Below are 20,155 nucleotides of genomic sequence, written 5' to 3'. Positions count from 1 at the left end.
CAGTCGGGTGGGCGGTGACACCAAGTACATGGATGCTGCGGATCGCGTGCTCCGCGACTATCCACGACGGGCCCTCGTCGTATCCCCCGGGCGAGCTATCCCAAGTCACCACCGCGAGGTGACGTCCCGAGCCCGATCGGTTCCGTAGCTTCTCCCTACCGACAAGGGACGAAGGAACTTTCGATGATCACGACCGAAACACACGTGGACGCCGCAGTCGAACTCCGTGACGTGATCCGGGAATACGGCAGCAAACAGGCACGCGTCCGCGCCCTCGACGGCGTCGGTATCGGTTTCGCGCGGGGCACGTGGACTGCCGTGATGGGACCATCCGGTTCGGGCAAGTCCACGCTCCTGCACTGCGCCGCCGGCCTCGATCGTCCCACCAGCGGCCAGGTGCTGCTCGGCGACCGCGAGCTGACCGCCGCCTCCGAGCGCGAACTCACCGCGTTGCGGCGTAAGGAAATCGGGTTTGTGTTTCAAAGCTTCAACCTCGTCGGCTCGTTGACCGCCGAGCAGAACGTCGCGCTGCCGCTGCGGCTGGCGGGCCGCAAGGTATCCACGAAGGAGGTGCGTGCGATCCTCAGCGAGGTCGGCCTCGGCGAGCGATTGCGGCACCGACCGCGCGAACTTTCCGGCGGTCAGCAACAGCGCGTCGCGATCGCCCGCGCCATGATCACGCGGCCATCGGTGCTGTTCGCCGACGAGCCGACCGGCGCGCTGGACTCACGCTCCGCGCGCACGGTGCTCGGCCTGCTGCGCTCGCTCGTCGACGGCTCCGGGCAGACCATCGTGATGGTCACCCACGACCCCGCGGCGGCGGCCCGCGCCGATTCGGTGCTGTTCCTGTCCGACGGGCGCATCGTCGACCACCTGACCCGTCCGTCCACGCGCCAGGTCGCCGACCGGCTCGCCGTACTGGAGGACTGATGCTCAGCCTGTCCGTCGCCACGTTCCGGGAACGCTGGCAGCTGTTCGTCGGGGCGATCATCACCGTGACGCTCGGAGTCGCGCTCGTGCAGTCCTCGCTGCTGATCGTCGTGTCCGCCGGGGACCATGGTGAGGCGATCGCGGTACTCGGGCTGGCGCTCGGGGTCTCGACGTTCCTCGCGATCTTCATCGTCAGTTCCACGTTCGCGTTCGCCATCGCCCAGCGGCGCCGCGATCTGGCGCTCTTCCGCCTCATCGGCGGCAGCCGCGGGCAGGTGCGACGGCTGCTGCTGTCCGAGGCGCTCCTGCTCGGCGCCCTCGGCACGGTCCTCGGCGTGCCCGTCGGGCTGGTCGCGATGAGCGCGCAGACCTCGCTGCTCGCGAGTCTCGGGTTCCTACCGGATTCGTTCAGCGCCGAATGGCACGGCTGGATCCTTTACGTCTCAGCGGGAATCGGCATCGGTGTCGCGCAGCTAGGGGTGCTCGCCGCCTCACGCCGGGCGTCGCGGGTGCCTCCGCTGGAAGCGCTGCGGGAGACCGGGACGGCCGCCAAGGTCATGACGCTCTCCCGGTGGTTCGTCGGAATCCTGTTGCTCGCCGTGGCGATCACACTGATGTCGATCTCGACCGCTGTGGACAGCCCCAACGGGGCGATCCCGCTGTCGATCAACTCCACGCTCGCGCTCGCCCTCGGGCTGAGCGCGTTGAGCCCGGTCGTCGTGCCGCTGGTCGGCAGGGTCACCGGAAGCCTCGCGGGCACAACGACGCTCGGCGGGCTCGCGCGGGCGAACCTGCGCGACGGCGTCCGGCGCAGCGCGTCCACCGCGGCGCCGCTCCTGATACTGGTCGCGCTCGTGATCGGGCTGGCCGGCACGTTCGACACGCTTTCCGCAGGCGCGCAACGGCAACTGGCCGACGACGTGCACGGTGACCTCGTCGCGGCGGGACCGGTGCCGCCCGGCACGCCCGGCGTGGCGAGCGCGTCCGCGGAATACACCCTGTCGATCAAGGTCACCACCGTCTCGTACGGCGACGAGGAGACCGATGACGTGGAGGCGCTCGCCATCGACCCGGCCGCCTACCAGCAGGCGCACCGGCAGCGGCTCGTCGCCGGGTCGTACGCCGACCTGCACGGGCTCGCGGTCGCAGCGGCGGGTGGCGATCTCGGCTCCACCGTTCGGATCCGTGTCGGAGGCCGGGAGATCACCCCGCGCGTAGTGGCGGTGTTGCCGCCGAAGCTCAACGGTGGCCCGGAGTACCTGCTGCCGCGCGATCTCGTCCCGCCTGCCGCCCTCGGGCCGGCCCGGTCGATCGTGCGGCTGCAGCCGGGCGCCGACGCCGGCGCCGTGGCCGCCGCACTGCCGCAGCCGGTGTCCACTTTGGACGACTGGATCGCCGAAAACGACAGCGCGCAGGACACCCTCAACGCCGGCGTGATGAAGGTGGTCATGGGGCTGGCCGCGCTCTACGCGGTGATCGCGGTGGTGAACGCGGTCGTCATCGCCGCGGGGGAACGGCGGCGCGAATTCGCGGTCGCACGGCTGACCGGGTTCGGCCGGGGACAGGTGATCGCCACCGCGCTGCTCGAATCGTCCGTCGTCACCGTGACCGGCCTCGGGCTCGGCTGGCTCGCGGCGCTGGCCACGCTGATCGGCATCAGCGGGGTCGCGGGCACGATGGTGATGCCGTGGGGCATCTTCTGGCTCACCGTCCTCGGAGCGTTCCTGGTCGTCGGCGCGACGAGCGTGTGGACGAGCCTCACCGCGACACGCCCCACGCCGATCTCGCTGGCGGGGACGCGCGAATAACCCGTGCGGAGGTTCCAGGACGGTCGGCGGATGCGGCGCTCGGTCGCCGGTGCACTTGTTCGTGCCGGTCGCCCACACCGAACTGCCGTTCTTGCCGTAGATCACCAGATTGGCGTCGCGGAGAACCGGCGTCGAACCGCTGTGCCCGAACGAACCGGCCGCCCAGACGCCGTGGCTCCTTTCGTGTCGTTGGGGCGACGAAGCCCGACATCGGTAGCCCGGGCGTTAGGAGCCTGGTCAGGCCGGTCCGACGAGACCGTAGTGGACAGCTCGGCCGGCTTCGCCGTAAGCCAGTCCGGCATGCCGTCGAGCGATCCGCCGGCACGGCGAAGCTCCTCGCGATAGTGATCGGCTCAGCCCGGCCATCTCCATCCGACCGCACGCCGCAGTCCCAGCCGGCCGGCGCGGCCCGTGCGTACACCGTGCTGGCCGGCACACTGATGTCCCTGGTCGGCATCGGTTGGGACGTGCAGTGGCACGTCGACGCGTAGCCGCCGACAACTTCGGATCGAACCAGCGTCTCTTGTCTCCCACGACCCAAACAACTCTCTGGTCAGGTCGCCACGCTCCGAGAGGAAGCGCACGAGTTCGTCCCAGCTGGCGCCGCCAGAGGATCTTCTTCCGGCTATTTTCTGTCCGCATGTCACAGATGGCCGGGCTGTCTCGTCTCGGGTTTCGAAGACGGGGGTTCTGAGAGGAACGAACTCTCCCATAAGCAAGGAGCTGGTCATGAGCGAGCAGACCGCACACCAGAAGGTCGCGCTGGTCACGGGGGCGAACAAGGGGATCGGCCGTGGGGCTGCCGAGCAACTCGCCGGACTGGGCATGACGGTCCTGATCGGTGCCCGGGACGCGCGGCGCGGTGAGGAGGCCGCCGAGGCGTTGCGCGCGGCGGGTGGCGACGTGCACGCGGTCACCCTGAACGTCACCGACCCGGCCACCGTCCGGGAGGCCGCGAAGCAGGTCGAGGAGCGCTTCGGTCACCTCGACGTACTGATCAACAACGCCGGCATCACCGGCTCCGGGCAGATCTCGCCGGAAGACGCCCACGACCAGGTCCCCAGCACCGTCGACCTGGACATGGTCCGGGCGGTGTTCGAGACCAACGTCTTCGGTGTGATCACCGTGACCAACGCCATGCTGCCGCTGCTACGGCGCTCACCGGCACCGCGCATCGTCAATGTCAGCAGTCACGCCGCGTCGCTGAGCCTCACCAGTGACCCGGACGGCCCGATGGCGGCGCTGCTGCCATCGGCGGCGTACTCGCCGTCCAAGTCCGCGCTGAACGCGCTGACCGTGCACTACGCCAATGAGCTGCGCAAGGACGGCATCCTCGTCAACGCCGTCGCCCCCGGCTTCGTCGACACCGACAGCAACAACCACACCGGGTTCCTCACGGTCGCCCAGGGCGCCGCGGTCCTGGTGCGCCTGGCCACGCTCGGCGCGGACGGACCGACCGCCGGATTCTTCGGCGAGGATGGCCCACTTCCCTGGTGACCGTGACCCTAGACCGCGGCAGAAAGACGTTATCAACAGCCTCGGTACCGTCCCCAGCGGGCGTGTTCTAGGCGATCACACACCATCAACCGTCACCGAGGGCCCCGACGGCGCGCCGAAGATCCCTTCTTTCCGATCATGATGCGCTACTCCACCACGGATTGCCCGCGCCAGTGATCGACGAGCTCCTCGATCAGCTCACAGCGGGGAACGGTAACACCGCCGGAGGCGAGAAAGTCGCCAGGCGACCGGCTTGCGCTTATGCCCAATGGACCACCCACCGCACGACGAAATCCGAATCGGCGCCGACCTGACGGCGAACGCTCCCGCACGCCCCTGCCCCGGAGGTGTAGGCGCATCCCCGGGGGACGATGCGAGAACAACCCCGCCCAACAGCAAGAAATGAGGAACAGTAATGCGAAGACAACGACGTCGGTCCACTGCGGCCGCTGCCCTGACATTCGGTGCCGTGCTGGCCGGCGCGGCGTCGTGGGCGTTCCCCGCGATGGCCAAGACCGGTTCCGCCCCAACGGGAACGAGCACGCCGGCGGCCGCGACGGCGCCCGCGTTCCCCGCGTTCGTGCATCTGCCCGCCGATCAAGCGGCGCACCCGAATGTCGACCAGGACTGGTGGTACGTGGTCGGCCACCTCAACGCGCACGGCTACCGGTTCGGCTATGAGGTCCAGATCGTCGACAGCAAAGCACCGCAGACTTTGATCGCGATCACGGACGAAACCACCGGCGCCTACTACACACACAGCCAGGACTACTCACCTGACCAGACCAGTTTCTCCACCACCACGCTCGACGTACGCGCGCCCTCGGCGACGCTGTCCGGCCCGATGAATGCGATGCACCTGCACGCCAAGCTGCCAGCCGGCGAAATAAACCTGACACTCAGCGCCCAGGGACCCGCGCTTTACAACAATGGGACCGGGCTGATGCCATTCCTCGGCGGCACGAGCTACTACTATTCGCTGCCCAGCCTGGCGTCACAGGGAACGCTCACCGAGAATCACCACACCTATCCGGTGACCGGCGAGTCGTGGCTGGACCGCCAGTGGGGCACCTGGGACTGGAACGCCGCGCAGAAATGGACCTGGATGGCGCTACAACTGTCCAACGGCGACCGGGTCGACCTCTGGGATCTGTTCGATAAGAGCGGCGAGGTCCATTACGCGACTGTGCTGCACCCGGACGGAACAGAAGAGATCGTCGCGGTGGACCCGCTCGCCGACGGCACCTCCGGCTTCTGGACCAGCCCGACCACGGGGAAGCGGTACGGCACCCGGTGGACCGTGAAGATCCCCGCGCTGAACGCCCGCCTCACCGTCACCGCTCAGCCAAAGGGACAAGAAATCCAGGCGGACGGTGGCATCTTCGAAGGCGCGAGCAGCGCCGCCGGACAGTACCGGGGCAAGCCAGTCAACGGGCACGCATACGTCGAACAACTCGGCAACTGGCGATAGCCCATCAGCTCAACCGAAAACTCGCCTGCGGGTCTATTGATGCAGCCGCATCAACAGACCCGCGCAACCGTACCACGATATAGAGCAAACGCGGCGAAGGGAAAAGTTGATAATCGATCTTATACGCGATCCGCGCCACCTGGCACTCATGCGTCGCCGACAGTCGCACTGCCAGCGACGCTCGATTGCCAGCCGTCCGAGGCCATTTAATGACGACGCCGTTGTCAGAGCCGAAGCCGCGGATTGCGGCGACGGAGTAGGGGCGCCCCAGAGCCCCTGGCATCTTTCGAGAACGGTTCAACAGAACGATTCCATGTTGGAGATTGATAGTGAAGCTTAAAAGCACATTCGCCGCCCTCGCTTCTGGTATCGCCGCCATGTCTCTATCGGTCAATCCTGCACAGGCGGTTACCTATACGACAATAGTCAACGACTGGAACGGATATTGCGCCGGCACAGGCGGAAGCACCCTTCAGGGCGCAGCAGCGATTCAGTGGAACTGCAATGGAAAATCCGACGAGGAATGGTACTTTGGGCTAACCACAGACCACATCGGGAACGCCGCCGAAGTAATCACCAATAAGTATTCGGACCTGTGTCTAGGCGTAGGCGCCAGCCTGTCGAATGGAGCCAAGGCAATGCAGTACACATGCAATGGGGCGATCGATGAAAAGTGGTATCGAATTGAGGAATGGCCTGGCGTATATCAATGGAAGAATGTTTACTCCGGGAAATGTCTCGGCACGGGTAGCAGTATGACCGGGGGGACTAATTTGATTCAGTACACCTGCGATGCCGGCCAAGACCAATACTGGATCTCCAGCTAGCCTCGGCCTTTCCTGTGGCTGGCGGGCGAGAGGCCTGGGCGCCCATCGCGGGGGTACCAGTCGGCGAAGTCTTCGTCGCACCGCACCTCGTCCAGCCGGTCACGGCACCCACATGGCGTGACCGAGCATCCGGCGAGAGAACAGGTCCTCGGTGGTCGCCAAGTAGAGCGGCCCTCATCGGTGTCGATCTGCGTCACATCTCCGCACCACAGCAGCCCGTCACGCAGTGACCTGGGCCTGATCCAAGGGACTCAAGGTGTCCACACCCGGGGGACCCATCTCCTCCCCGCGAGGGATGGCATCGCTACCCACGGGGGATGCGACGACCAAATCGCGGCAAGCAGGCTACGCGGGAGGAACGCCATCGCAAGGGAGATTCAATTGACGCACATTGACGCCGCACATGCCCGGCCGCACGGCGGCGGATGGGACCTGGCCCGCAAAGAGACTCCGGCCCTCGAGCCCCTGGCGCGGCGGCCAGTGCCTCGGTGGGCCGAACGTCTAGCACACGTGATCCCCTTGATGGTTCTGCCCTCCGGTCTGTGGCGCCTGGCCGTGGCGTTGGGCTTCTCCATGGGCATGCTGAACGACGCCGGGGAGCTTGCCGTCGTGCGCGGCTGGCCGGCGGTCTACATCGCCGCCATCAGCCTCCTGTCGGAAGCAGTCGCTCTGACCGCCTTCGGACTGGTCCAGCCGTTGGGAGAGGAGGTCCCACGGTGGTTGCCATTCTTTGGCGGCCGCGCGGTTCGTCCAAAGGTCGTGATCGTTGCCGCCACGGTGGGTTCCGTGGCGCTGATGTTGATCTGGACGGTGGGGTTCTGGAATGTCTGGACAGGTGGTCGGCCGGGCCCCATGGCCAGCCCGTTCTGGGCAGCCGTATTCACCATCTGCTATGCGCCCTTGAATCTGTGGGGCCCGGCACTACTCACGCTGACCTGGGCCTACCGCCGCCGCACGGGTCCTAACGATCCGGCGCCAACGAAACGCTCCCAGACTCGATGCGTGGCCCCGGCAGATCATGGTCACGAACCGTCGACCCTGCCGAAGGGAACCTGATGTATCCGGCAAGCTCTTCGACAGACCCGGCGGTCGACCGCGTACGAGTGAACCGTCGAGCCGGTTACATCGCGTTCGTCTGGGTTCTCGTCTTTCTGGTGTGGCACGTCGTCTGGTACGCCACCGGGTTGGCCTTTCCCACGTCCTCGCACTTTCACGGCGCTGCGCGGTTGGTGTACTGGGTGGCCAACAGCCTGATTGGCGTCATGTTCGTTGCCGGGTGCGTGCTGCCATTGGCTCTGGTCCAGCGGTGGGGGCACCGCCTTCCCCGGCGGCTGCTGCTCTCGGCCGCGTGGATCGCGACCGGCATCCTCGCTCTTCGCGGGGTCTCCGGCATCCTCGACGACTTGCTCCGCGCTGCCGGATTCCCCCGCGGCCTGACCGGCCTGACCACAGCGGAGACTGCCGGAACCTCACACGTCACCTTCTGGGCGCAGTTCTCCGGCGTGACCACCGACGTGCTCTTCGCCAGCGGAGCCGTGGTCTTCGCGCTCGCCGCCGTCGCGTACGGCCGCCTCAGCGGGAGGCTGCTGCCAAGACTGTCGGGTACCGAGGGGAACCGGTGAGCAGGACGGTGTCCCCGCCGCGCGGGACTCAATGCGTCGAGGTGATACGCGGGCTGCCGTAGGTAGGGGTCTGGCCCAGGTGAGCCGAAAACCCGCCAGGAGTTGACCTTGGTCATCTGAGCACCGTTCGCGGAGTACCTCCAGGACAATTCGCGTCTGGTTGCTGCGGCGCTATCCGATTAGGGGTCTCGGTAGCCGCCCGGCCGGCATCCATCCTCTGCTGGCGGGACGGTTCAGCCCTTACAAGTTCGACCCGTCGGCCACCATCGACGACCACTCCCTCGGCTTGCTGCTGGAAGCCGCGCGGTGGGCACCGTCCGCTGGGAACTCCCAGCCATGAGGGTTCTTCACGAGCCGGCCCGGTGAGCGGGGGCACGAGCAGGTAGGGCGCTACCTCGCGCCCAGCTCGGCCCGGTGGGCGACGGACGCAAGCCTGCTCGTCGTCACGCTGGCGCGCCGCTGACCACCGATGTCGCCGCTGAGATCGCACGCGCTAAGGCAGCCTTACGAGGTCTTCAGGCGACCGGCCGTGTCGAGAGTGAGCACGGCCGGTCGCCGGGGGTCAAAAGACGCAGCGAGGAGTGTGAGCCACGTAGCGGGTGGACCGGGCAGTTCTCCGCCGGTGTGCTCGTGTGAGCCTCAGCGGTCCGGTACGCCGGAAGACCGATCGTCAGCCGCTCCAGGCTGAGTCCGTTGAGCAGGTACTTGACCTTGTGGCCGGTGGCGGCCGCGTACCGCTCGACGGCGGCAGGGTGCCTCAGCGTCTCGGCCGAGACCTCGACTGTTTCCGGGGACGGCTTGTCCTCCGCTGGCGCGGCATCCGCCTCCTCCGGATCCGGATCCGTACATACGGAAGGCGGATACGGATTGGGTGCCAGATTGTCACCTAGGTGACAGATTGGCCTATCAGCAGGTCAGAGCCTTATGCCAGATCGTCACCCGCGCCGATTCGGCGGACTCGTCCTCATCGAACGTGAGTGCCTCGATCAGGCTGTCGTCGTACTCCCAGTCGGGACGATTCATGGAGGCGAGCAATGCCAGGTTGACCCTGGCGAGGTTGGTGATCGGCTCGCCGGTACGAGGGTTGACGCGCCTCGCGGACTTGATCAGATGCTTCGCCTTGAGCTGTACGTTGGCGCGTCTGACGGTTCGCTCAGGATCTCCCGGTCTCGTCGGCGAGCCGGGAGATGCCGGCGGTGACGGCCCGTCGTCCTAGGAGTCGTTGATCAAGTGGTCCGTGTTCGAAGCGGCATCCTCGGTGGTGGTCTTGGGCTGCCGGGCCGGCGGTGCCTTTGAGGAATCCTGCGCGGCGTAGGTGTTCGCGGATGGTGCTGGGGTTGGCGGGTTGGCCTGCGCGGCGGCCGGGGATCAGCCAGCGAGCGTCGGGGTTGGTTGCGGTGTTGAGGTGTGGCCGGTTGTTGGCCAGCTTCAGCAGGAGGGTGGCGAAGGTACCGGGGTTGGCGGGACTCCGAGCCGGAGGCGCAGTTCGCCGTGATGGTGGGTGAGGTCATCGAGGGTGAGCCGAACGATCCGGGTGACGGGCTGGGCGTAGAGGAGCATGAGACAGGCTGCGACCCGGATGGGCAGGTCCAGGTGCTCGTCGGTGCCAGCCCGCCGGAGGAGTTGGAGGCGTCGTCGTTGAGACATCGGCTGATCCGTGTCAAATCCTCTGCGCCGATCGGTGCGGTCTGACTTCCCAGGCAGGCCGCTGGAGCTCGTCGTTGTTCACGATGATGTCGGCGTGGTCGGTCGGGCGGGCCAAGGTGAAGTAGAGCTGTTGGGAGGGGATGTAGCGTTCGTTCCAGGACCGCTCGATCTCGGTTGTGTCGGCGGAGAGTCCGGCCAGTGCGGTGCCTCGGGCCTGGGCGCGCTCCAGCGTCCGATCGAACTCGACCGAGACGAAGATGCTCAGATCCCACCGGTCGATCAGTTCTGGGCGCAGGAGGAAGACGCCGTCGAAGAGCAGCACGGCGTCCGCGGGTGCCGTGGCGACCGGGAGGGACAGTGTGGTGTCGGTTTCTCTGTGGTAGACCGCCGTCCTGAATCCTCGATCTCCGTCCGGGCCCAGCGGATCGAGTAGCACCCGGCGCATCGCGTCGCGGTCGTGGGCATCGAAGTAGCAGCCTTCGGCCGAGTACTGACCGCGTCGATAACGCCGTGCTCGAGGGAACAGGAAGTCATCGATCGTCGCACGGATGACTTCGCGGCCCTGCGCACGGAGAACGACGGCGAGTTCGTCGGCCAGCGTGGTCTTGCCCGCGGCGGGCGGCCCGTCGATGGCGACCCTTAGCGGGTGCGTGATCGTGGCGGATCCGATCTCTGCGGTCAGCCGGCCGAGGAGATCGCCGCGCGTGCCTTGTTCCATCTTCTTTTATCCCCTGTCCGTGCGTCCACGGCTGCATTTGATGTATCGACTCGATATATCGAGAAGATACGGCAGTTGATGCGCCCGCGTAAGGTCTCAACGCGCTCTTTGTAGGACATGCCCCAACGCCGATGTCGGTGACCTGGCGATGGATGTCGTGCGGGCGACCGGGGTCAGCCGTCGCGGGGATCGGGGCTGTCTCCTGCTTGGCGGATGACGGTGAGGCGGGTTTCGAACTCTTCGCGGAGGTGGGCGTAGGGGCGGGTGCCGTAGAGGGCGGTGCGGTCGATGCCGGATTCGCGGGCGAGGGTCTTGATGTCGCATCGGCCTCCGCGCGGCAGGTCGACGCGCAGGAGCCGGTCCATGGCTTCGCGGATCCTGGTTTCGTTATGGTGACGCTGCTGCGGGGTGAGTCTCACGGGTGGGCTCGGGATGCTGTGTCGATCGCGGTGATGACGCGGGTGGCGCGGGCGTAGTCGGCTTGCAGGCGGGTTCGTTCGGTCCGCCGGGTGGGGCCAAGCGCGCCGAGGAAGGTCTTCGTCTTGTCTGCGTGGTCGGCCCAGACGGGCCTGTGGCAGGGGTGGTGGGTGGCTTGCGGGCAGCGGGCGGAGTCACACATGCCGATGCGGGGTTTGTCGGCGGTGAGGGTGCCGACCAGCCGCAGGCAGAGTGTGCGGGAGGGGGCGGTGAACCAGCAGTAGTTCCCTGGGCCGAGGTGCAGCACTGTGGCACGTTTGGTGAGGAGGCTGAGGATCTCTCGGTCGCAGCGTTGAACCTTCGCGGCAGGGGTGTCGGTGGGGTCGAGCTTGGCGTCGATGTAGGCGAAGAACTCCGTCGGTTCGCGAGCGCCGGGCCCTGCGGCCAGCGGTGCGGTCCGAATGACCGTGAACTGACAGTCACGAACTTTCGGCGCTGACACGTCAGGTTTCGGGCCATCCGCAATCACCTAGCGCCAGCGCCGCTGCATGCGGGCCGACGGCCCCGGCCGACAAGATCATGACATTCGAGCACCCACGGGCCGCGGACCGCCTCAAAACGCACACTGGGCACTCCCGACAGTGTCGAGAATGCCCAGTTCAGCACGGGTGCGCCGCCAGGGACTTGAACCCCGAACCCGCGGATTAAGAGTCCGCTGCTCTGCCAATTGAGCTAGCGGCGCTTGCGACATCCGTTACTCTAGCAGCCCCCTCACCACCCTCGCGAATCGAACGATCCTCCCCTGGATCCGGGCTCAGTGCTGGGTCTGCCACAGGCTGATCGCGGCGCCCCGGGAGTTCACGCCGAGCTTGGCGTAGATGCGGTTGACGTGGTTCTTCACCGTCTTCTCGCTCAGGAACAGCTCCCTGGCGATCTCGCCGTTCGAGCGGCCGCTCGCGATCAGGTCCATGACCTCTGTCTCTCTCGCGGACAGGCCCAGGTGGGCGCGGCCGGCCTCGCGGACGGCCTGGATCAGCCTTCTCGCGGTCAGTTCCTTCGGGCGGAGGCAGCCGCTGGCGCCCTCGCGCATGGCCGCGGTCGCCGCCGCCGGCGACGGGCACAGGACGAACACGCGGGCCGTACGGCTCAGCGGGGCGGTGTGCGCGGCGGAGGACAGACCCAGCAGGACGACGTCCGGTCTCAGGCGCTCGGCGGCCTCGATCGGCTCGCCCGGCTCAGGAAGCACTTCCACCTCGTCACTGCTCCTCAGCGACGACATGAGAGAGGGGTCGCCATCGACGACCATGACGCGAAGTGGTCGGTCCGAACTCATCCGGCCTCCGGGGGGCACCGTATCAGGGCGGAGCATAACCCTCTCGCATGCGATCTGAGATGAAGATCTAGCGTCGATCCCCTCAGGCGTCCCCGTGGTGCCCGCCGTTCGGGCCGGACGCGTTGAGGCGGCCGCGCCACCAGGGAGTTTCGATGAAGCCCCGTTTGAGGTTGAGCATCTCCATATTGGCGGTCCAGCCCTGGACGCCGGGGAGCGGTCCGAGCGTCCTGGTCACGAAGTCGAACACGTCGCGCGTCGTCGGCAGGATCACCTCGCACATCAACGAGCTTCCGTTGAGTGTGGCCGCGACGTACCGGACGCCTCGATAGGTGGCGAGTTCACGAGCGGCCGAGTCGAGGTTGGCCGGCGTCACCGTGATCATGAAGATGATCTCGGACTCGAAGCCGAGCGCGGGCGCGGGGACCAGCGTGTTGACCAGGATGCATCCCCTCGCCCGCAGCGTCTCGAACCTGCGGCGGACGGTGCTCTCGTTGACCCCGATAACGTCCGCGACGCCCTGGAAGCTGGCCCGGCCGTCGTCGCGGAGCACGGCGACGATCGCCCGGTCGGTGTCGTTGAAGTGGCTGGAGTCGCACTCGTGCGGCTCGACGGGCGTGTAGACGTGCTCTTTGCCGGTCAGGAGCTGACGGCTCCAGTCGTTCGTGGCCTTGTAGGTGTGGAGCAGCAGGTCGGTCTCGCATCGCGACACACCGTCGATCGCCAGCACCTCGTCGATCAGGCGCGTGTGCAACGAGTCGTCCGTCCGCACGTTCAGCTCGGCGATGATGTCCGTCTCCCCGGTCACCAGCGTGAGGAAACGGACATCGTCGCGGCGGACGAGCTCCAGGGCGACCTCCGTCTGGCGGCCCGGCTCACAGCCGATGCGGAGAATGAACAGGTTCACCGGTCCCGCGTGGCTGATGTCCGGGGTCACGCCGACGCGGACGATGCCCTCGGCGAGGAGCTGCTGGGCGCGGCGCGCCACGGTCGGTACCGACGTGTCGCAGACGTCGGCGACCGACGTCCAGCTCGCCCGGCCATCGCTCTGCAGCGCGACGATGATGCGCCGGTCGAGGTCGTCGAGTTCTTTCAGAACCGGATTGATGCTCATTCCTTATCGCTGATCGGCGCCCACGTCGCGCAGGAAGTCGCGGACGACCTTCCGCCACCGTGCGGCCTCCTCGATCTGCGGAGAGTGCCCCGACTTCTCGAAGACCACCAATTGGGCGTCAGGAATGAGCGACACGATTTTCTCACTGCTCTCGACCGGGGTTATCCAGTCGTCACGCCCGACGGTGACGAGGGTCGGGCAGATGATATCGGGCAGCTGCGGTTTGATGTCGTAACTCGGCTGATTGACCGCGAAGGCGAAGTTATGCGTCTCGTACCGGTAAGGGGTGGCCGCCACTTTCTCTTCGACCTTGGCCGGGTCGTAGACATGGTCATAGAGCGGCAGGATCTCGCGCCAGCAGTCGCGCAGGTCATCGTTGTCGCGTACGAGACCGTTGTTGATGCGGTCGAGTTTCTCCACATCGACGGTGACCCTCGTCGAGTTGAGGGCGTTGCGGCGCGCGGCCTCCTCATTGTCGTGGTCGGGTGACGTGTCGCGCAGGACGAGCGCCTTGACCCGCCGCGGGTGGCGAATCGCGTACTCCATCGCGATGAATCCGCCGTACGAGCCGCCGGCCATGACGATCTGCTCGGCCCCGATCCACTCACGCAGCCCATCGACGTCGGCGGCCCACTGCTCGTGGGTGAAGGGCGGGTTGCCGCCGCTCTCCCCCGATCCGCGGGCGTCGAAGACGACGACCCGGAAGGTGTCGGCGAACGGCGCGAAGGTCGCCCGCGGCTCGGCGCGGGAGCCCAGCCCCGGAGCGCCGTGGTGCGCGATGAGGACGGGCGCGCCCTCCTCCCCGAAGACCTCGACCGCCAGTTCGTTGCCATTGATCGTGACGAACACGATCCCTCCTTGCTAGACGGGGACGACCACGTCGTCGAGCGTGCGGGGATAGAAGGTGAAGGGGGTGGCCGCGTCATCGGTGACGAGCATGCTGTCGGAGATCCGGTATCCGGCGTGCCCGGTGACGTAGATGCCGGGCTCGTTCGACACGACCATGCCCGGCTCCAGGACCGTGGCGTCGCCGTCTTCCAGCCATGGCGGCTCGTGCATCCCCAGCCCGATGCCGTGTCCCTGACGGTGTCTGAGGAACCCTTCCAGCCCCGCGTCCCGGATGACGTCCAGGCAGGTGCGGTTCACGTCCGCGCACCGCACCCCCGGCCGGATGCTCGCCGCGCCGACCGCCTGGGCCTCCCGTACGGCCTCGTAGTAGCGACGCTGCTCCGCCGACGGCTCACCGAGCACGAACGTCCGCTCGCCCTCGACGAAGCGGCCGCCGACCGCGCAGCCGAGTGAGAGCACGAACGTGTCGCCGGGGCGCAGCCGGCGAGCCGACGGCAGCCCGTGCGGGCGCGCGCTGTTCTCCGCCGCGTAGACCAGGCCGCCGGCCAGCGGCGAGACCACCACGACGTCGTCGTGCTCGGCGTACATCGTGCGGCCGCCGAACGACGTCACGTGCGCGGCGAGTTCGGCCTCGCTCGGCAGCTCCCCGCCGGCGGCGACGGCCTGTTCGATCAGTTCCCGCCCGGCGGTGAGCATCGCGTCGGTGATCCGCCCGGCCTCCCGGTGCAGCGCTATCTCCTCGGGTCGCTTGCGCAGGCGGGCGCGTTCGGCGACGCCGGTCCGGACGAACTCGGTGCCGGGGAACGCCGCGCGGACGGCGGCGAGGCGGTCGACCGCCATGCCGCCCGGGTGGCCGACGCGCCGGGCGCCGGGCACGTGCCCGAAGAGCGCGTCGAAGGGCGGGACCACCCCCGGGTACTCCGGGTAGACCACGAGCTCGGCCGCGGTGTTCTGGACCCGGGCGTGCTCGACTTCGAGGTCGGGCAGCAGCAGGGCCGCGGTCCCGTCCACGCCGATCCACACCGCGACCGGCCGCTCGCAGGGATGGTGGAAGAACCCGGTCAGGTACGCCACGTCCTCCGGAGAGTCGGTGAGAAGGGCGTCCACACGCTCGTCGGCGAGGGCCGCGCGTACGCGGTCCTGCACGTCGGCGTAGAAGGTGGCGGGAAGCCGCTGGTCGAACGCCACGCTCAGTCCTTCCTCGTCCGCGGGTCGCGGGCGTCGTTGTAGGCGATGGAGAGCAGGGTCGCGGCGACCACCAGCGCGAGGATGGCCAACGACGGGAAGAGCGTCGTCCACCACGCCTCCTGCATGGCGCCGGACTGCTGGGCCTCGAAGAGGATGCGGCCCCACGACCAGCTGTTCGGGTCCCCGAGCCCGAGGAACGCCAGGCCCGCCGCGGACAGCACCGCGCGGGACGCGGTGAGCACGACGGAGACCGCGATCACCGGTGCCACGGCCGGGAGCAGGTGCTTGCGGATGATCCACAGCGGTGAGCCAGTGGCCAGCCGCGCCGCGTCCACGTACGGCAGCCGTACGACCGCGAGCGCCTGTGACCGTACGACGCGGCTGACCTCGGGCCAGGAGAAGAAGGCCAGGACGAACACGATGGTCTGCAGGCTCGGCCCGACCAGGGCGGCGACGAGGATCATCAGCGGCAGCACCGGAAGCGACAGGAAGAGGTCGACCAGTACGCCCATCACCCCGTCGACCCAGCGGAAGTACGCGCTGCACACGGCCACGGTCACGCCGATGACGATCGCCAGCGCGGTCGCGCCGGCCGCGACGAGCATGCTGGCCCTCGTGCCGTACACCACCTCGGCGAACACGTCGCGGCCGAGGTTGTCGGTGCCGAACCAGTGGGCGGCCGAGGGCGGTCGCAGGATCGCCGTGCCGTGGCCGCGCGGATAGCTCGCGAGCAGCGGTGCGACGAGCGCGACCACGATGAGCAGTGCCAGCAGCCCCATCGCGAGGATGCCGAGCGGGTTACGGCGGAAGGCGTCCCAGGTCGCCTTCGCCGCGGTCGGCCGGTCCGCCGCGTCCGCCACGTCCGCCGTGCCGGCCGCGGACTCGATGAGTGAGGTCATGCGGTTCGCACCCGTGGATCGAGTAGCCCGTAGGCGAGGTCGGTGAGCAGGTTGGCGACGATCACCGTCGCCGACAGGAGCACGAAGGCGCCCTGCAGAACCGGGAAGTCCAGCCGGGTCACGGCCTCGTAGATGCCGCGCCCGATCCCCGGGTAGGCGTAGATCGTTTCGGTGAGTACGGCGCCGCCGACGACGAAGCCGAGCTGGAGCCCGACGAGAGTCGTCGTCGGCAGCAGCGCGTTGCGCAGAGCGTGCTTCCAGACGACCTTGCGCTCACCCAGCCCGTTCGCGCGGGCCAGCATGCAGTAGTCCTCGCCGAGCGCGTCGATCAGCGTGGACCGCAGCGTGAGCACGTACGAGCCGAGCTGGACCAGCACCAGCGACAGGCACGGCAGGACCAGGTGCCGCAGCACGCTGCCGTACCAGGCGATCCCGTAGGTGTTCTCCGCGTAGGCGCCCCCGATCGGGAACCAGCGCAGCTTCAGGCCGAGGAAGTACAGCAGGAAGATCCCGATACTGGGCACGAACAGGGACTGCCCGACGACGCCGCTGAGCTGCACGGCGCGATCCCAGAACCCGCGGCGTGAGGCCGCGACCACCCCGAGCGGGACGCCGATGACGATGGTGACGACCAGCGCGGAGACGGTGAGCAGGAGCGTCCACGGCAGGCGCTCCATCAGCGCCGTGGTGACCGGCACCGACTGGCTGAACGAGACGCCGAGGTTCCCGTGCAGGAGCTGCCACAGGTACTTGCCGTACTGCACGGCCAGCGACTGGTCCAGGCCGTACTGGTGAAGCAGCGCCTGCCGTGTCTCCCTCGTCATGTTGGGGTTGGCCACCGCCAGCGCCGGGTCGCCCGGCAGCAGGCGGAGCATGAGGAAGGTGACGGTCACGGCGAACCAGATCGTGACCACTCCGCGAAGGAGCCGTCGCAGCGCGAACCGGGCGAGAGGCGGCATGGCGGTGGCCCTTCGTCAGCTGCTCGACTTGACGTTGGCCAGCGACTGCGGATCGACGATCGACAGCAGCTCGCTCGGCTTGACGACGAACCCGGTCCAGTTCGAACGGTGCGCCACGTAGAGGTTCTGCGTGTACATCACGTTGTCGTAGACCTGGTCGTGCACCAGCTTGGCGGCGGCCTGGACGAGCTTCTTCTGCTCGTTCACGTCGGTCGTCGCCTGCGCCTTGGTCACCAGCGCCGACAGGTCGGAAGCGTCGACGTGGGAGTAGTTGATGATGCCCTTCGGCAGGTACGTCAGGGTCATGTTCGTCGCCGGGTCGTCCATGATGGCGAAGTTGCCGGCGTAGATGTCGAAGTCACCCGCGTCCGTCTTGGCCAGGTACGTGTTGCGCTCCAGGCCCTGCGGCTTGATGGTGATCCCCGCCTTGGCCGCGTCGTCCCTGACCAGGGTCGCCCACTGCGCGGTGACCGGGTCCTGCAGGGAGTAGATCATCCGGAACGACAGCGGGAACTTGCCACTGCCGTCGGCGGTGTACCCCGCGTCCTGCAGCAGCTTGCGCGCCATCGCCGGATCGAACGTGTACTCCTGGAGCGACGGGTCGTAGAACTGCTTGAGCACCGGCATGAGCGGGCTGCTGCCCGTGGAGACCGCCTGGCCCTGCAGGACGACCTTGCGGATCGCCTCGTAGTCGACGGCGTGGGCCAGCGCCTGGCGCACCTTGACGTTGTCGAGGGGCTTCTTGTCCATGTTGTACGCCAGGTGCGCGTAGCCCAGACCCGGAACCTCCTCGACCGTGATGCCGTCGGCCTGCTTGAGCGGCTGCACCTGCGCGGGCGGCAGCGCGTTGGCGATCGCGTCCACGTCGCCGTTCTTCAGCGCCAGGATCTCGGTGTTGACGTCCGGGTAGACCTTGTAGACCACCTGGCTTACCGTGGGCCGGCCACCCGGTGCGAGCGGGTACGGCGTGACCCGCTCCATCGTGTAGCTCTGCCCCTTCGCCACCTTGGTCAGCCGGTACGGCCCGGCGCTGACCCAGTTCGCGTTGTTGGCGAACTTCGCGACGCTGCCGGCCTTGCCGAACACGTGCTCGGGGACGACGTTGCCCCAGAAGCCGACCTCCGGAATGACGGTGGCATCCGGTTTGGACAGCTTGAGCTCGACCCGGGTGGGTGACACGGCCTTGGCCGACGAGAAGTTCGCGAGCTGCCCGTACAGCGTGCCGGACGGCTTGTCCTTCTTCACCGCGTTGAGCGTGTACGCCACGTCCGAGGCGGTCAGCGGCGTTCCGTCGCTCCACTTCATGTCGCCGCGGATCTCGTAGAACCCCGTGGTCGGGCTGGTGTACCCCCACTTGGTCGCGAGCGAGGGCTGCTTGGTGCCGTCGTTCCCGATCGTCAGCAGGTGGGGGTACATCAGGTTGGTCAGCCAGTAGTCGGTCCGGCTGCTGCCGATGAGGGGGTTGAAGTTCACCACGTCGGTGGTGGTGGCGATCCGCAGCTGGACGCCCGAGCCCGACTCCGCCGCCTTCTTGCTGGGCGCACAGGCGCCGAGCGCGCCGGTCAGCACGGTCACCGCGGCCGTGCCGGCCATGAGTCCGGTGCGCCGACGCATCACACCCACACCTCTTCCAGCACGCGTAGGGTGTTGCCGCCGACCACGGCGCGGATCTCGTCGTCGGAGTAGTCGTGGGAGACCAGCCAGCCGATGATGTTGTAGAAGCACTCGGCCGGGTTCTCCAGGCCGTCGACGTACTCCACCTTCGGGAACTCCACGCCGCTGTGCGCCTGCCCGATCGAGAGGTTGGCCGAGAACGCGTCGTGCAGGCCCACGTGGTCGCCGAAGAGGGTGTCGGGCCCGAAGGTGACGTGTTCGATGCCGACGAGGTCCACGCAGTGCACGAAGTGGTCCATCACCGACTCCAGCGAGTGGCGCGGATGGGCGTGGGACAGCGTCGTGTGCGGCGCCGCCTCCAGTCCGAGGACCCCGCCGCGCTCGGCGCAGGCCTTGATGACCGCGTCGGGCTTCATCCGGTTGGTCGGCCAGACCTCGCGTGACCCGCAGTGCGTGATGAAGATCGGCTTGGTGGACTTCTCGATGACGTCCATGGCGGTCCGGTCGCCGGAGTGGGAGACGTCGATGGCGATGCCGAGCTTGTTCATCCGCTCGACCGCGCGCTCGCCGAAGTAGGTCAGCCCGCCGTCGCCGCGCTCCTTCAGGCCGCTGCCGAGAGTGTTCGCCTCCGAGTAGGCGATGCCCATCTGGCGAACGCCGAAGCCGTACAGGACGTCGAGCCGGTCGACCTCGTTCTCGATCATCGTCGCGGCCTCGAGGCCGAAGATGTGCGCCACGCGGCCGCTCGCGTGAGCGTCATGGATGTCCTTGACCGTCTCCCCCTTGACGACGAAGTCCTGGTGGGCGAGGTCCGCCATCCGTACGCCGAGGTCGAACAGGACGTCCTGGTACTTCCAGCCGGCGTCGCTGCTGATGCAGCACGTGCCGTCCATGCCGTTGTCGAACACGGCGGTCATCCCCGAACGGGAGAGGCCCTCGTAGCCGGTGGGCTCGCGGCCCTGCCGGATGTGCTCCCGGAGGTCGGACATGTCGTCGGGGAAGACCTGGACGTGCTCGTGCAGCGAGATCACGACCTCGTCGGTCAACAGGCGCTTGGTGCGTTCCAGCTGCGCGTCGGACAGCTCGAGGCCCTGGTACGGGGGCACCCGGCCGATCTGCTTGGCGTAGGTGATGTCCCGGTAGTCCTTGCCGCGCTCGAGGTACTCGTAGGCGGTGTAACCGGTGTAGCGCTTCGCGGGCTCGAGCACTGGCTCTCCTCTCGTCTCCCGACTCACCTCGGACCGTTATCGCCGTTGCGGCACGTC

General features: G+C 67.6%; 20 protein-coding genes and 1 tRNA gene. 9 read left to right on the top strand and 12 right to left on the bottom strand.

The features are described from left to right. Positions 1–183: 183 nt before the first annotated feature. The 9 genes from ABEA10_RS33225 to ABEA10_RS51345 all read left to right on the top strand — a co-directional run bounded on the left by ABEA10_RS33225 (position 184) and on the right by ABEA10_RS51345 (position 8,495). Positions 184–930: an ABC transporter ATP-binding protein gene (locus ABEA10_RS33225; protein WP_345470716.1), complete on the top strand. Its 747-nt coding sequence runs from the start codon at positions 184–186 to the stop codon at positions 928–930. Beyond that, a complete protein-coding gene (locus ABEA10_RS33220; RefSeq protein ID WP_345470715.1) occupies positions 930–2,738 on the top strand; it encodes an FtsX-like permease family protein in 1,809 nt (602 codons plus the stop codon). Before ABEA10_RS33225 ends, ABEA10_RS33220 begins: the two co-directional genes overlap by 1 nt. Before the next feature lie 344 nt (positions 2,739–3,082). Then, positions 3,083–3,229: a hypothetical protein gene (locus tag ABEA10_RS33215; protein ID WP_345470712.1), complete on the top strand. Its 147-nt coding sequence runs from the start codon at positions 3,083–3,085 to the stop codon at positions 3,227–3,229. A gap of 238 nt (positions 3,230–3,467) precedes the next feature. Further along, entirely contained in the window at positions 3,468–4,235 is a 768-nt protein-coding gene (locus ABEA10_RS33210) for an SDR family NAD(P)-dependent oxidoreductase (protein WP_345470710.1), read from the top strand. 469 nt (positions 4,236–4,704) lie between these two features. Then, positions 4,705–5,706 carry a lipocalin-like domain-containing protein gene (locus ABEA10_RS33205; protein WP_345470709.1) on the top strand — a complete coding sequence of 334 codons (1,002 nt, stop codon included), beginning with the start codon at positions 4,705–4,707 and terminating at the stop codon, positions 5,704–5,706. Positions 5,707–6,035: 329 nt separating this feature from the next. After that, entirely contained in the window at positions 6,036–6,533 is a 498-nt protein-coding gene (locus ABEA10_RS33200; RefSeq protein ID WP_345470708.1) for an RICIN domain-containing protein, read from the top strand. Positions 6,534–7,043: 510 nt separating this feature from the next. Further along, positions 7,044–7,589 carry a hypothetical protein gene (locus ABEA10_RS33195; protein WP_345470706.1) on the top strand — a complete coding sequence of 182 codons (546 nt, stop codon included), beginning with the start codon at positions 7,044–7,046 and terminating at the stop codon, positions 7,587–7,589. A 47-nt stretch (positions 7,590–7,636) separates the two neighbouring features. After that, entirely contained in the window at positions 7,637–8,155 is a 519-nt protein-coding gene (locus tag ABEA10_RS33190; RefSeq protein ID WP_345470704.1) for a hypothetical protein, read from the top strand. Between the two features lie 160 nt (positions 8,156–8,315). Further along, positions 8,316–8,495, top strand: coding sequence for a nitroreductase family protein (locus ABEA10_RS51345; RefSeq protein ID WP_425550991.1), 180 nt, complete (start codon positions 8,316–8,318; stop codon positions 8,493–8,495). A 1,320-nt stretch (positions 8,496–9,815) separates the two neighbouring features. On the opposite strand, the gene ABEA10_RS33185 is transcribed toward ABEA10_RS51345, so the two are convergent. The 12 genes from ABEA10_RS33185 to ABEA10_RS33130 form a co-directional block, all read right to left on the bottom strand. Then, the gene (locus tag ABEA10_RS33185) at positions 9,816–10,520 is read right to left on the bottom strand and encodes a cytidylate kinase family protein (RefSeq protein WP_345470702.1); all 705 of its coding nucleotides are present in this window, start codon (positions 10,518–10,520) and stop codon (positions 9,816–9,818) included. 173 nt (positions 10,521–10,693) lie between these two features. Continuing rightward, the gene (locus ABEA10_RS33180) at positions 10,694–10,939 is read right to left on the bottom strand and encodes a hypothetical protein (protein WP_345470700.1); all 246 of its coding nucleotides are present in this window, start codon (positions 10,937–10,939) and stop codon (positions 10,694–10,696) included. Then, positions 10,936–11,439: a hypothetical protein gene (locus ABEA10_RS33175; protein ID WP_345470698.1), complete on the bottom strand. Its 504-nt coding sequence runs from the start codon at positions 11,437–11,439 to the stop codon at positions 10,936–10,938. Before ABEA10_RS33175 ends, ABEA10_RS33180 begins: the two co-directional genes overlap by 4 nt. 167 nt (positions 11,440–11,606) lie before the next feature. Next, positions 11,607–11,679 (bottom strand) — tRNA-Lys (locus ABEA10_RS33170). Positions 11,680–11,751: 72 nt separating this feature from the next. Continuing rightward, positions 11,752–12,189 carry a response regulator transcription factor gene (locus ABEA10_RS33165; protein ID WP_345470696.1) on the bottom strand — a complete coding sequence of 146 codons (438 nt, stop codon included), beginning with the start codon at positions 12,187–12,189 and terminating at the stop codon, positions 11,752–11,754. Between the two features lie 163 nt (positions 12,190–12,352). After that, positions 12,353–13,381, bottom strand: coding sequence for an Lrp/AsnC family transcriptional regulator (locus ABEA10_RS33160; RefSeq protein WP_345470694.1), 1,029 nt, complete (start codon positions 13,379–13,381; stop codon positions 12,353–12,355). A gap of 3 nt (positions 13,382–13,384) precedes the next feature. After that, the gene (locus ABEA10_RS33155; protein WP_345470692.1) at positions 13,385–14,230 is read right to left on the bottom strand and encodes an alpha/beta fold hydrolase; all 846 of its coding nucleotides are present in this window, start codon (positions 14,228–14,230) and stop codon (positions 13,385–13,387) included. A gap of 12 nt (positions 14,231–14,242) precedes the next feature. Continuing rightward, positions 14,243–15,418 carry a M24 family metallopeptidase gene (locus ABEA10_RS33150; protein WP_345470690.1) on the bottom strand — a complete coding sequence of 392 codons (1,176 nt, stop codon included), beginning with the start codon at positions 15,416–15,418 and terminating at the stop codon, positions 14,243–14,245. Positions 15,419–15,420: 2 nt separating this feature from the next. After that, a complete protein-coding gene (locus tag ABEA10_RS33145) occupies positions 15,421–16,317 on the bottom strand; it encodes an ABC transporter permease (RefSeq protein WP_345470688.1) in 897 nt (298 codons plus the stop codon). Continuing rightward, the gene (locus ABEA10_RS33140) at positions 16,314–17,276 is read right to left on the bottom strand and encodes an ABC transporter permease (RefSeq protein ID WP_345470686.1); all 963 of its coding nucleotides are present in this window, start codon (positions 17,274–17,276) and stop codon (positions 16,314–16,316) included. The genes ABEA10_RS33145 and ABEA10_RS33140 overlap by 4 nt, the downstream gene beginning before the upstream one ends. Positions 17,277–17,291: 15 nt before the next feature. Further along, positions 17,292–18,890 (bottom strand): ABC transporter substrate-binding protein, encoded by a 1,599-nt coding sequence (locus ABEA10_RS33135; RefSeq protein ID WP_345470684.1) that lies wholly within the window; start codon positions 18,888–18,890, stop codon positions 17,292–17,294. Then, positions 18,890–20,098, bottom strand: coding sequence for a dipeptidase (locus ABEA10_RS33130; protein WP_345470682.1), 1,209 nt, complete (start codon positions 20,096–20,098; stop codon positions 18,890–18,892). Before ABEA10_RS33130 ends, ABEA10_RS33135 begins: the two co-directional genes overlap by 1 nt. Positions 20,099–20,155 lie beyond the last annotated feature (57 nt).

The sequence above is a fragment of the Actinoallomurus oryzae genome (assembly GCF_039541955.1).
GTDB lineage: Bacteria > Actinomycetota > Actinomycetes > Streptosporangiales > Streptosporangiaceae > Actinoallomurus > Actinoallomurus oryzae.
The sequence above is the reverse complement of the archived record's forward strand: the minus strand, read 5'-3'. Positions and strand labels throughout refer to the sequence as shown.